Genomic DNA, 12,733 nt, shown 5'->3' with positions numbered 1-12,733 from the left:
CTCAGTTCACGGTGTCGCAACAGAGGCATCGTTGAGCTGATTGATTTTTTCAGCACGAATTATAGGCCGATTTTGCTCACTGTAAAGGTGGTTCGCACCACAACCGGAAACACCCCTGCCAGCGAACGGTAAGAATTTTCATTTCAGGACGTTGCCGCTGTTCAGATCAAGCAGCCTTATTCGTATCGGAGCGCTTCGGCTGGTAAGATCTTTGCCGCCGTGGACGAGGGATAAAGCGTAGCCAGCAGCGATATCCCAATCGACGCTGCTGCCACCAGCACGCCATCCCTCCATGCCGGGGCAAACGGCAGCGTGTCGATGCTGTAAACGTCGCCCGACAGAGGTATGTGATAGTGCGCGCCAGCCCAGCACCCGATATAGCCCAGCACCAGTCCCGCCGCGGTTCCCAACAGGCTGATCAGCAGCCCTTGCAGCAGAAAGATTCGCCGTACCTGCCCCGACTCCACGCCAAAGCTCATCAGTACCGCAATATCTCGTGTCTTCTCCATCACCATCATGGTCAGCGCAATCAGGATATTCAGCGCCGCCACCACCACAATCAGCCCAATGATGATGAAGGTCACAACCCTCTCAAGCGCCAGCGCGTGAAACAGCGCCTTGTTTTCTTCCATCCAGTTGTTCGTATCGAAACCTTTGCCCGCCGCCTGCGCAATCTCCTTGCCAATTACGTCTGCATGGTACATGTCATCGACTTTGAAGCTGATCATCGTGATCAGGTCCGGCTCCGAAAATAGCTTCTGCGCATCTGACAGCCGCACAAATGCCATCGCCGAGTCGTACTGATAGAACCCCGAATGAAAGACTCCTGCCACATGAAATGGCCACGAGCAGGGCATCACGCCAATCGGTGTCATTTGGCATTGGGGACTGGTGATGAGCACGGTGTCGCCTGTCGTCACTCCTAGCGTCTCTGCAAGGTCGCTTCCGAGCACAATCGGCGGATGCTCGCCCGTCGTCGATCCCACTGTGCTCGCGCCAGGCGCCAGCTCCTTCGTCGATCCCGAAGTGAGCTTATCCAGTAGATCGCTGACGGTCCGCTCTTCCGCAGGAATCACTGCTTTCAGCAGCGAGAATCCAGCCCGCGGACCATTCGAAACCATCACTTGCTCATACATCGAGGGCGCAGCCGCCGTCACATGCGGCAACCCGCGCAGTCGATCCAGCAACGGCCTCCAATCGCGAATGCCATCCGCCTTCGTGCGCATCAGCATCACATGCGCAGTGCTGCCCAGCAGCTTGTCCTGCAGGTCGCGCTGCATCCCGTTCGACACCGCCATGGCAATCACCAGCGCCGCTACTCCCGCAGCTACGCCGCCAACGGAGATCAGCGTCACCAGCCCCACGACAGCTTGCCGCCGCTTCGCGCGCAGGTAGCGCGCCGCGATGAAGAGCTCAAATCTAAAGGGCATCGCCATGGCCGCCTGCTATCGCGAACCTGCCGGAACCATTACCTTGGCAGTCGCCATGTTGTCATGCCGGTCATACGCGCGCACCGTAATCAGGTGCTCCACTCCCGCAGCGTCATCGCTGTCATTGCTGCCCGGTACCGGTGCTTTGAACTCATAATGCTCTTCTTTCGAATCCGAAAGCTGGCCCACCGGATCGATGTACTGCCACGGTCCCGCATCCACCGAATACTCCGCATGGCTGATCGGCGACATCGCATCATGTGCGTCAAAACTCACCGCAATCGTAGCCTTGCATACGTTCTTGCCACAGTCGGTAGTCTTCTCCGCCGCTCCAGCCTTCAGCGCCGTAATTTCCGGCGGAGTCGTATCCAGCTCAAACCGGTCGCTGATCTTATCTCCCGTCAGCGCCTGTCCCGGCGCATGTGAAGGAGCATCTGTAGCCACCACCTTGATCCTGTATCCGCCATCCGGAAAATCCGATCCGTCGAAGCTGTACACCTTATCTGTCAGCTTCTTCTTGAGCGGTCTCCACACATGTTCGCCATCGCCCATCAGGTACAGGTTGAACACCAGATCGTCACCATCATCGTCATGCGCCGCCCAGCGCACCGTAACAGCTGTCCGGTCCTTCTGCGCCTGCATCGGCGCGGCATTGCTATTGTTACCGTCATAGTTGATGACGCCCGAATTCGCCTGCTGGCTCGGAAACGCAATCTGCACAGTCGGCGGCTGCCCACCCGGCTGTCCCTGCGGAACCACCCGCGCACCCGGCACCACGACCATCTCATCCACCACAGGCGCTGAGTTCACCGGCAAAAAATTCACGCCCACGCCGCTTACCGCGCCACCTGGCTCCAACTCAGCCTTCCACTGCAGATACCGCCCTGCTGGCGATCCGACTTTGCCCGCCTGCAACGGTTGCCAATCGCTCCATCCCCAGTCCTTCTCATTCCGCGCCGGCTGTTCCACATTCCCTGACCGCGTCCAGATCTGGTATCCATGCGATTCCGGATCGACCTCGACCCGACCCCACCGCGTCATTGCGCTCGCATCTAGCACATCGCTCGCATAGGTATGTTCCGCCGCAGCCCCGGCCGTGCTCGCGGTATTCAGCCGATAGACCTTGCCCGTATTCCCAGTTCCGATCAGCCATCCACCATCGGCCTGGGTCAGCGCCACCACAAGCTGCGCACCCAGATGCGCAACATCGCTGAAGCTCCCGTCCTTGTGAATCCGGAATATGCGCCCACGATTGCCGGTCACGGCAAGTAGATCATTGCCATCCGTTGCAAGCTGGTACACTACCTCATCCTTGCCCGACCACAACTTGCGCGGCGCCTCATTCGGAGTCAGCGCGTAAATCTCTGTTCCTTCGGGCAGCGCCGTGCTCGCATTCGCAGCTTGCATCGACCCGGGCTGCACAAAGCTGATCGTGATCCCGATTCCCGCCTGCACCGGCAACTGCGGCAGCGGATTGTGGCTCTTGTCTCCCACATCCGCCGCATAAATCGTCCCATCCGCACCCACTGCCAGCGCAGTAATTTCACGCCTCGGAGCACTGTACAGCACATATCCCTTGCCCTCAGGACTGATCCGGTAAACAAGCCCCGATCCATCCGTGCCGGCAATCAGATTTCCATCTTTATCCCACGCCAGCGAACGAACATGCTGCTCATCGCAGTGAAAGAACGGCTGCGGATTCTGTTCATTTTTCGCACTCTGCGCCACATCGATCCGATAGACAGTCGCCGGCCCACCCGTTGCTACATATAACCGGCCTGCTCTATCGAATGTCAGATCCCAGATGTAGTGCGACTTGCTTTCCTTCGCACCATCCTTACCCTTATCGCCGTCCTTCGCTTCCGAATCCGCGTTGCCCAGATCGAAAACCACTTCGGCACTCGATTCGTTCTCCGGCGAGACAGCGTCGGCCTTTAGCCGGTACACCTTTCCATCCGGCATCGTCGCGGCATACAGCGCTCCATCCGGACCCACCTTCAGCGCCTGCACCGCCAGCGCCTTCGTCTCAAAGATCTTCGTACTTTTTCCATCGCGTCCAATGCGCAGCACCGTCGCTGGAGTACCAGTCGCCGCGTAAACCTCGCCGTTCTTGCCTTCAGCCACTGCCCACACAAAACTCGACGGTGTCGTCGCTACTTCCTTTGCTTCCGGGCCACGCAACAACCGTCCTTCGCTTGTAATCTCCACACCCTGCGGCGTGCCCTTTTCAAACTCCTCATAGTGCGACTGCGTCCACAGATGAGTTCCTTGAGCGAAGCTCACAGCAGGCGCCGCACAAACCAGCGCGTACAAGAGCAGGGAAGCAGTTCGAACCGGAAGCAGAGGGCGCTGCCGAAGGCAGAAGGGAAGACTGAAATTCATGCTGTCGCTGAGTTTACTAGAGTTGTGGCTCTCGCCGTTGATTTGTAGAAGACGCGCAACCACTCGCGAAAACCAGCTTCGAATTGGAAATGTGAACCACCAGTGATTTTGCAATCAGTGTGTCCCGCCCCCGGACTCCACATGCAGCGTAAGGATCTGCTGTCCGTTCAGCACGCCCCCAGCCGGAGCGTCCGCCGCAACATCCACCGACTCCCCAAACAGTTGTGTGTCATCCCCATTTCGCTGCGGCTCGAAGCTGTTCGCCATCGACAGTGGCAGTCCGCTCAGCGTCACCCCGTCCACACTCGCCTCCGTTTCCGGCAGCAATAGGCTTACGTAGATGTGGTCGGCCTGGTGCATCTCATGCAGCCGTGCCGCCACAGCCGCCTCGCTTGACGAAGCATTTGTCTTCCGAATCTGATCCAGCGTCCGGTCCAGCGTCACGCCGCCACCCACAACCAGCCGCACCGTTCCCGGCGTCAACCGTGCAGGAATAGTGAAGGGAATCCGCACATTGCGCTCCGGCTGCTGCCACGGCCGTAACGTCGCTTCCACCTCAACCGTGTCACCTGCATGGACAATATTCGACGAGACCAGCCGTACACTTTCCAACTCTGTCCGCATATCCTGCGGAATCGTCTCCACATGCAGATGAATGCTGCGAATCGGCCCGCGCCGCCCCGGATTGGCATACAGCCGGTTGAACCCATCGGCCACGCCCAACGCCGCAGCCAGTTGCGACGCCATCGTCTCGCCGGGAGTTCCCCACGAACTCACCGGCACCGCTCCCAGCCCATCCGCCTCCACCTCGCCCGTTACGTGGTAGCTGTCGTCCGCCGTGCTCTCGTTGTTCTCCAGCAATATCTGGTACAGGGAAACCAGCACCGCCTGCGGCGTCAGCGAAGGCAGATCCAGCACCTCCACATGACTCACTTCTGTCTTACCCCGATCCGTCACCGAGATAGAAACCGGAATCATATGCGCCGAAACTCCAAACTCGCCGCGAATTGCCGCGCTTCTGTCCTCCGTAAACGCGCCGATCACGTTGCCCGTATTCACAATCTTGAACGAGTTCAGCGGCGAAGCCAGTGTCGTCACCACCTCCGTCGTTGTCATCGGTAGCGAAACCGTTCCCGACTGCATAATCGGGTGCCCGCACGCCAGCAACTGCTCCGGATCCACATACGTCACCGTGCACGTCGCCGCAATCTCTAGATCGCCCCGCACCAATTGCAGGCTCACCGCCGAGCCCGGCACAATCGGCCCAAAATCTGTTCCCGTCTCTCCCGTTGAATGAGCTGGCTGTTGCTGTACAGGCTTGTCATCCCCGCTATCGCTCCCAGCCATTCCCCCAGCCGAAATCACATCCAGCCCAGTTCCCGCCAGCCGCTGCTTCCACAGCCGTACCGCCTCCGGCTGAAATCCGCTCATCAGCAGCGGAGTCTCCATCGCCGCAAAGGTGTAACCCGAACCCGCATCGAAAGCGGCTGCCGAATCGCTTTGCGCCCCATCAGTCAGCGACTCCGGCTTCGCAGCCACACCTGCCAGCATCATCCCATTACGCTCCGGCAGATCGCGCACCTGCATCATCTGCTCAATCGGCGTAATTCCCGCAATCGGCTCCTTCGTGAACTGCCCAATCCGGTACGACAGTGCTCCCGCCAGCTTCCCGTCGATATACACAGGACTGCCGCTCATTCCAGCCACCACTCCGGTAAACTCCGGCTTCTCGCCGCGCAGCCGAGCCAGAATCAGATCCTGCTTCGGTCCCCGTGCTCCATGCAGCACGCCCAGAATCTCCACCTGCATCGGCTCCGGCTTCGTCCCCTCAAACACCGTCCATGCCGTTCCCATCTGCCCCCGATGAATCTGGCTCAGCGGGAAAAATCCCACACTCGACGGCGGCGGACCCACCTCGGCATCCTTAGCCACATTCGCCGCAGGCGCGCCCCAGGCCATTTGCGTAACAGCAAACGCGCACACGAAAATTCCGGTCAGTCTGGTTCTCTTCAACCAATTACACACGTCTACCACTTTAGACGGTGCGGCAGCGCATTGGCTCAAGTTCGCGCGCATCTCTTTCCCGCTGGAAGGCCAGGTTTGGTCCATGAGTTCGCCGCGATTGGCGTTCCAGCCGGTCAAACTCGTAAGCTTGTCTTCTGAACGAGGTTGTCATGTCCAGGATTCCTGCCCCTCAGCGCCCGCTCTCCAGCTTCCTTCCAATCGCTGCTGCTCTAGTCTGCTTTGCCGTAGCCTCCGCCTTTGCCCACGCGCAATCGACGCCGGCTACTCCGCAGCAGCCGCAACAGCCTGACACCGCGACCCCGGCCGACGGCGGTCCCAGTGGCGACAACGGCCCGATGGTCATGCCCAAGAAAAAGGTGGATACCGAAGACACCCCACCTCCGGCTCCCATCGCCCCCAAGATCAAGAATCCCGACAACATGCCCCAGACCTCCATCCACGTCGATGTCCCGGAAGTCACCGTGGACGTAGGCGTCCTGCTGCAGAAGACCCATCAGTTTGTTCCCGGTCTCAAGAAGGCGAATTTTAAGGTCTTTGAAGACGGCAAAGAGCAGCAGATCATCTCCATGCACCCATTCCAGGCCCCCATCACGGTGCTCATGATCTGCGAGTTCGCCTCGACTAATTACCGCTTCGTCTATGACATGCGCAACGCCGCCTGGGTATTCACCCAGCACCTCATGCCGCAGGACTACGTCGCGCTCATGACCTTCGACCTGCACACGCAGATCGTTACCGACTTCACTCAGGACAAGAACCAGATCCTGCAGGACGTCAACCAGATGCGGATTCCCGGCTTCTCCGAAACCGATGTTTTCGATGCCCTCTATGAAGGTCTCGATCGACTGAGCCGCATTGAAGGCCAGAAATACATCGTTCTTATCGCCTCAGGCCGCGACACTTTTTCGAAAATCACTCTTGACAAAGTGATGGACAAGATTAAGAAAACCCCGGACACCACTATCTTCACCATCTCTACCGGCGCAGTCGCTCAAATCATGATGGAAGCGCGTGGTGGCGGAGGCATGGGCGCGCAGATCCGGGAGATGGACTATCTGCAGGCCAACAATCAAATGCAGACCTGGGCGCGCATGACCGGCGGCATGAATTTCGCTCCCCGCTTCATCGGCGAGCTTCCCGACGATTTCAATGCCATCAACCAGTCCATCCGCTCCAAATATGAGCTCGTCTACCACCCCACCAACAGCAAGCAGGACGGCAGCTTCCGAAAGCTCCAGGTAGAGCTGGTCGATGACGAAGGCCATCCCCTGCAGTTACAGGACGAGAAACACAAGCCGCTGAAATATGAGCTCATCTACCGCAACGGCTATCGCGCCAAGCCTGAGGTCGAATAGAAAACGCGGCAGCGCCGGAAATCGCAGGCGTTTTCAGCACATAAAACGGCCCGGCCATGGCAGCCGGGCTGTTTTATGTACAGGCAACAAAACTATCCAAACAACGCCTTATAACCAAACCACAGGTAATAACCGATGACCGCGAGCGTCATAACGCCCGCTGCAATCATGCTGGCCCGAATAACAGGCTCAATGCGATTGCATTTCGCAACAATCTCCGTTTGCACCGCCTTTTCATGGGCAAATGCATCATCCAGAAATATTTGACCCTCTTCATCGCGACAGAGGGCAGTACGATACGCATAGAGCAGGCCCGCGACAATGACCACGGCTGCCCAAACAATCCAGAGAGTGAGACTTACGTTGGTGACCATGTTGTACCTCCTCCTTCGGGAACCCGAATAACTAAACCAAGCCTGAATTCGGTCCGGCATGCCTGCGAAACCGCCAACTCACTAGGCGACTTCGCGGTCTCGCGGGTAGAGGGGCCGCTTACTGCTCATCTCTCATGCCGGGGTCGGTATCGTGAATCTCGGTTTTGCCAACCGAGCCTTCCACATCCGCCGTTTCTTCAGACTTCCCTGTACCGGCTTGAGAAGCGCGTAAACAATATAGCTCTAATTTGCCATATATGCCCGTATTCGTTCGTGACCTGAGTCACTTTCGTTACGATCCGGCGCATCCCTCATCGCGGGAAATCCAATCTATTTTCCAGTATCTTGCTTATTCTGCGTTGAAACCGATTCGGCTCTACATCATCCAATAAGAAGAAATCGGACCAAATCGCTCTTGTTTCAATCAGCACACTCGCAGTACAGTTAAATGAGAGAGTTTTGGCAGAAGTTTACTCAGGGAGAAGCACACATATGGCAACCGCAACCAATGCAATCACGGGGGACGTTCAAACCGCTCCGGTAGCGCCTGCAAAGCCGCAGCCTCTTAACCTGACCCCGTCGGCAATCGCCAAAGTGCGCGAGATCATGGCCACCCAGGATCCGATCCCGGCAGGCCTCCGCGTTGGTGTCGTCGGCGGCGGCTGTTCTGGATTCCAGTACTCCATGGCCTTCGAGAATCAGGCCGGAATGATGGATAAGGTCTTCACCTTCGATGGCCTCAAGGTCTTCATCGATTCCACCTCGCTCATGTACCTGAATAGCTGCACCGTGGACTACGTCGAAACCTTCGAAGCCGCCGGCTTCAAGTTCGACAATCCCAACGTCAAGAGCACCTGCGGTTGCGGTTCCTCCTTCAGCGTCTAATCGCCCGCTGTTGAATTCGCCTACACAAAAAGCCCGCTTTAGCGGGCTTTTTGCTTTGCCTGTAAATTCATGAAATCAAGTGGTCAAACCGCTTATTGAGGTGTAGTCGTGCTCTGCGGAGTGGTGGGTGTGGTCGGTGTAGTAGTCGTAGAGCCATTGTTTCCAGAAAGTCCATTCTGATTCGAAAATCCACTCTGACCAGTCGAATTTCCTGTCGCCGCGGCCCCTTGCTGGCCCAGGTTGTTCATCATCATCACCTGATCCGCCATCGGGTCATACCAGAACTCCCACTCGTTAAAGTGAGTCTTCTTTTTCCAGACCAGAATGCTCGGCTTGGGGCTCACGCTCTCTACACCAATAATTCCCAACCCACCCACCGTCAGGGGATTCGTATTGCCCGACGAGCTGGAACTGCCAAATCCACTCGAAGAAGAACCACCACCCGACGAACCAGTCGCGGAGGTACCGCTGCTGCTAGAGCCAGAACTGTCGCTCGATCCAGAACTGGTTCCCGTAGTTCCGTTGGCTCCGTTCGTTCCTGAGCTTGAATCAGTACCACCCGTTGGCGTACTTCCCGTAAGCTGGCTTCCACCAAACAATGGCCCGCCAGTTGTTCCAGAGCTTCCATTCGCTCCGGACAGACCTCCCGGACCCATGGCCGTCGTACCGCTAGGTCCAACGCCAGCCACCGTTGAGCCCCCAGCGCCGCTGATTGGCTGGCCAAAAAAACCGTACGATGGCGTTTTGTTCTCACCAAAATGAATCAGGTGCCAGTCGTCCTTACCGGTCATCGGGTCTTTGTACCGCTTCCGCAGGAACCGGATCTCATTCGTCTTCACAAGCGCATCCATGGTTGGCGGATACGCGCCAAACCGCTTGTAATACAACTTGATCGCGCGGATGTACTGCTTACCCCGGTGGATCAGCTCTACTTCGCGGTCCCGCTGGATATCGGCTGCCATCTTCGGCGCCGCGGCCGAAAGCGTAATCAACACCATGACCACCAGAAACAGCACGGCGATCAGTGTATATCCACCCTCGCGCGAGAAGATCTGTTTACCCCGTTCCTTTCGCGGGAAAGGTCTCGATTTATGACGGGGTTGCTCCATTATTTCCTCAGTTCGATACCAGCGGAATCGTTTGTGTGTTGTTGTAGCTCAGATCTGTAACCTGCGCGGAGTGAAGATCGACCGAAACCACTTTGTAGCGGTGATTCACAATGTCTCCCGCAAACGCCTCGAAGACATCGTCTCCATGTAGAAAGAACGCTGCCCGCTGCCCGTCATGCTTCGCGGCGTAACCGAAATATCTGAGATCGATCTGCGGCGGCGGCGGTGGTTGCGGTGGTCCTTGCGCAATCTCCGGCATCTTTACTGGCCGCGCTGGTCCCATCGGCTCTGGTATCGGCGCCGGCGCAGAGTCCGCGGAGAAGATATTCCGCCCCGTCCCCGCATATTCCACATCCTCACTAGCCATCAACTTATCCAGATGCAGTGAAGGATCGAGCGACAAGGCAGGCAGTTTGTGCGCTTCGTGATTAGACGCTTCGAGATCAGACGCTTCGGCTGTCGACGCCTGCGGAGAAGTAGTTCGTCTCGCAGGCGTAACGACTTGTGGCGTGGAGGCCCGTGGTGCCGGCGTCGAGCTTCCGCCAAACACCTGCGTAATCACCAGGTACAGAAGCAAGCAGAACAGCGCTCCCGCAATGATCACATTGCGCTTATTCTCCGTGCCAAGTTTCATCGCCATGCTTACAGGCCCTCCGGTCGCACGGCAGGAGAAACCGCGGAAATATCTTCAGGGCCACTGGGCTTGTTGCCTTCGCGCCCTTTTTGCGTTGTCGCTCCAGGATTGGTGTCGAGCGGCGCACCGCCCGCCTCCGCATCTGCTGGCCGCATCCATGTCGAGAACTGCATGCGCAGATTCACCGTTCCGCTCTGCTGTCCGCTCAACGCCATCGTGCGAATCACAAAGAACGTCTGGCTTCGCTCCAGCCCATTGATGAACTTCATGACCGGAACATAATCCCCGCTCAAACCGGCATCGATGCGAATCTCAGTCAGATCGCCGGAGCCCGGTTCCCGCACATATTGTGCTCGCGTCAACTGCACCCCAGCTTTGTTCTTGATATCCCCAAGCTGCTCCAGCAGGGATGACCAGCTCGCCGGAACCCGCTTATCGTAAAAAGCGTCGATCTGCTTGCTGGCTTCGGATACCTTCTTGTCCAGGCCGCGCAGCGGGGCAGTCTGCACCTCCAGCACGTTCAATTGAGCCTGCTTCTGGGCCATGGCATCGACATTGCCGCTGCTGATCTCGCGCCAATCCAGTACAAACCGCACTCCCAGCACAATCGTCGCTACCGCCAGAATCCCGCACACCACGCCATGCAGTCCCAGGGGAGAAAACAGCCGTTCCCGAATCTCTGTAACCTGGCTCATTGCGGATTCTCCTGCGGTACTGGCGCTTCTGCTCCCGGCTCAGCGGGACGATTCATCCGAGGTAAAGCTCCGGGCCCGAACTGCGCTGGATGCGGCTGTGATCCCGGTTGAACCTGCTCTGGCTGCGATCGCTGGGGAACGGGTTGCCCGGTCGCCGGCTGGTGAGCCGCGCTTTGACGCTCTCGTGTATGAGGCAGATTGGCATTGGGGTGCGGCTTCCGCATTGCTTCCGTCGCGGCCTTCCGTTCTGCAAGTGTCGCAGGGTTATATTCCGCAAGTACCTCGAAATTCACCTTCTGCGGTCCCGATTCCCGAACCTGCTGCAACCCTCCCTGCGAGCTGTTCTCCGCGTTCTCGCCTGAGATGCGTGGAGTCGCAAAGCGCTTCGAATGCTCCATGTTACGCAGCATCGCCACGGTCTGCTCTCGCTGTCCCGATACGCGCAGATGCAGTGTGATTCGCCCGTCCTTGCCCCGCGATGGCTCAATCGCCGTAACCTGAACACCGGCAGGCAACACCTGCTCCAGATCCTCCATTGCGCCCGTCCACGAGAAACTCTTCTCGTCAAACAGGCTGTTCAGGAACTGCGCCTGCTGCAGCACCCGCGCATTTGCCGGTTGCTGCATCTGCTGCCTGTATCCCGTTTGCTCTTGTTGCACCTGCTGCACTTTGCGGTCGAGACGCTCCTCCTTCGCAGCCATATCCAGCGCCGCCTGATGAAAATGCATCAGCCCCAGACCAAACAACAGGCAAAGCACTGCAAGGACGCCCATGGCGATCCGAAGCTGCTTGATCGCCGGCCCATGATCGGTATAGGGGCGCGATGCGAGATTGATCGTTATCTTCATGCCACCGTCCCTGCCAGCGCACCGGTTACTCCGGCAATCGAGTGGCGGCCCACGGCCGCACTTAGCCCCAGCCCAGTCTTAACCACGGTTTCGCTCACCGAGAGCGCCGGATCGTCCAGCAACTCTGCGAACTCCACCGCGCTCAACATGCCCGAGTGAAAGATCCGATGCGGTCTGGCCTGCAGCTTATCTTCATAAAACGCCGACGCTACAGCAACCGCCCGCTGCACCTCTGCTTTCCGGGTTTCTCGCTCGTCCGGCAGTTCAAGCATGCGATAGAGCAGAATATCGTCCCCTGAAACAATCGACGTCGTCAGTGTCTTCTCGCTCAGGTGCGCCGCCATCAGCGCCTCCTGGCTGTCCACCGCGGCTAGCGTCGCCAGCGTTGACGGCATTACTGCTCCAGGCTCATACCCTGCGGCGCGCACAGCTGATTCATACTCCGTCAGCACTGCTGACGGTATGACCGCTATCAACACTCTCCATTGAGTCCCTGCGATTTCCGAACCCAGACTAAGTACCTGGTAAGAAATACCTGCCGTCTCGACATCGAAATGCACCGACTTCCGAAGCCGTACCTTCAGCACGGCCTGCGCCTCTTCTTCCCGCGCCGGAAACGTATCGAAATCGAGGATAAACACTCGTACTGCGGCATCCGGCACCACCACAGTTACAGCTTTCGTCTTCGGTTGCACACGGTTCAGCGCTGACCGCAGCGTCGACGTTACAGCATCGGTCCGCGCGATATTCCCCTCATTCAGACTCGGCTCGACGCTCGCTGGCGGCAGTGACTCCGCCGCATACACCGGCAACTGCCCCGAAGCCATCGACGCTGCCACAACACCCTCAGACGAGATTTCACACGCCGCAGCGGGGCGCCCTCCCGGCGCGATGCCTATCGGTACTCGAAACCCTGCCATGCGAAGTGAATCTCCCTTTCCATTCCATCACGGAACCAACTGCTTCGTCACACGTCCATTTGCGAAATCTGCGAGT

Annotated in this window: 11 protein-coding genes; 2 read left to right on the top strand and 9 right to left on the bottom strand. The window is 58.1% G+C overall.

Annotation, left to right across the window (positions count from 1 at the left end; genetic code table 11):
• Nucleotides 1-176: 176 nt before the first annotated feature.
• The 3 genes from OHL22_RS11225 to OHL22_RS11215 form a co-directional block, all read right to left on the bottom strand.
• Nucleotides 177-1,436 carry an FtsX-like permease family protein gene (locus tag OHL22_RS11225; RefSeq protein ID WP_263337043.1) on the bottom strand — a complete coding sequence of 420 codons (1,260 nt, stop codon included), beginning with the start codon at nucleotides 1,434-1,436 and terminating at the stop codon, nucleotides 177-179.
• Nucleotides 1,437-1,445: 9 nt separating this feature from the next.
• Nucleotides 1,446-3,713: a ligand-binding sensor domain-containing protein gene (locus OHL22_RS11220; RefSeq protein WP_263337038.1), complete on the bottom strand. Its 2,268-nt coding sequence runs from the start codon at nucleotides 3,711-3,713 to the stop codon at nucleotides 1,446-1,448.
• A 213-nt stretch (nucleotides 3,714-3,926) separates the two neighbouring features.
• Nucleotides 3,927-5,795 carry a SpoIVB peptidase S55 domain-containing protein gene (locus tag OHL22_RS11215; protein WP_263337034.1) on the bottom strand — a complete coding sequence of 623 codons (1,869 nt, stop codon included), beginning with the start codon at nucleotides 5,793-5,795 and terminating at the stop codon, nucleotides 3,927-3,929.
• Nucleotides 5,796-5,986: 191 nt separating this feature from the next.
• Here OHL22_RS11215 and OHL22_RS11210 point away from each other — a divergent pair, with 191 nt between their 5' ends.
• Nucleotides 5,987-7,192 (top strand): VWA domain-containing protein, encoded by a 1,206-nt coding sequence (locus OHL22_RS11210; protein ID WP_263337031.1) that lies wholly within the window; start codon nucleotides 5,987-5,989, stop codon nucleotides 7,190-7,192.
• Nucleotides 7,193-7,284: 92 nt separating this feature from the next.
• On the opposite strand, the gene OHL22_RS11205 is transcribed toward OHL22_RS11210, so the two are convergent.
• Nucleotides 7,285-7,566, bottom strand: coding sequence for a hypothetical protein (locus OHL22_RS11205; RefSeq protein WP_263337028.1), 282 nt, complete (start codon nucleotides 7,564-7,566; stop codon nucleotides 7,285-7,287).
• Nucleotides 7,567-8,058: 492 nt separating this feature from the next.
• Between OHL22_RS11205 and OHL22_RS11200 the strand changes: the two genes are divergently transcribed.
• On the top strand, nucleotides 8,059-8,451 hold the full coding sequence (locus tag OHL22_RS11200) for a HesB/IscA family protein (RefSeq protein WP_263337025.1): 393 nt from the start codon (nucleotides 8,059-8,061) through the stop codon (nucleotides 8,449-8,451).
• A gap of 92 nt (nucleotides 8,452-8,543) precedes the next feature.
• Here the strand turns inward: OHL22_RS11200 and OHL22_RS11195 are convergent, their stop codons facing one another.
• From OHL22_RS11195 to pilM, 5 genes are read right to left on the bottom strand one after another with little or no spacing between them, the layout of a single operon-like run.
• Nucleotides 8,544-9,560, bottom strand: a complete 1,017-nt coding sequence (locus OHL22_RS11195) for a type II secretion system protein (RefSeq protein WP_263337021.1) — start codon at nucleotides 9,558-9,560, stop codon at nucleotides 8,544-8,546.
• Nucleotides 9,561-9,567: 7 nt separating this feature from the next.
• A complete protein-coding gene (locus OHL22_RS11190; RefSeq protein WP_263337018.1) occupies nucleotides 9,568-10,200 on the bottom strand; it encodes a hypothetical protein in 633 nt (210 codons plus the stop codon).
• Nucleotides 10,201-10,202: 2 nt separating this feature from the next.
• Nucleotides 10,203-10,889, bottom strand: a complete 687-nt coding sequence (locus OHL22_RS11185) for a hypothetical protein (RefSeq protein ID WP_263337014.1) — start codon at nucleotides 10,887-10,889, stop codon at nucleotides 10,203-10,205.
• Entirely contained in the window at nucleotides 10,886-11,737 is an 852-nt protein-coding gene (locus OHL22_RS11180) for a PilN domain-containing protein (protein ID WP_263337011.1), read from the bottom strand. Before OHL22_RS11180 ends, OHL22_RS11185 begins: the two co-directional genes overlap by 4 nt.
• Nucleotides 11,734-12,657 carry a type IV pilus biogenesis protein PilM gene (gene pilM, locus OHL22_RS11175; protein ID WP_263337007.1) on the bottom strand — a complete coding sequence of 308 codons (924 nt, stop codon included), beginning with the start codon at nucleotides 12,655-12,657 and terminating at the stop codon, nucleotides 11,734-11,736. Before pilM ends, OHL22_RS11180 begins: the two co-directional genes overlap by 4 nt.
• Between the last annotated feature and the right edge of the window lie 76 nt (nucleotides 12,658-12,733).

Source organism: Acidicapsa dinghuensis (assembly GCF_025685685.1).
GTDB lineage: Bacteria > Acidobacteriota > Terriglobia > Terriglobales > Acidobacteriaceae > Acidicapsa > Acidicapsa dinghuensis.
Note: the sequence above shows the minus strand (reverse complement) of the source record. Positions and strands in the feature narration are given on the sequence as shown.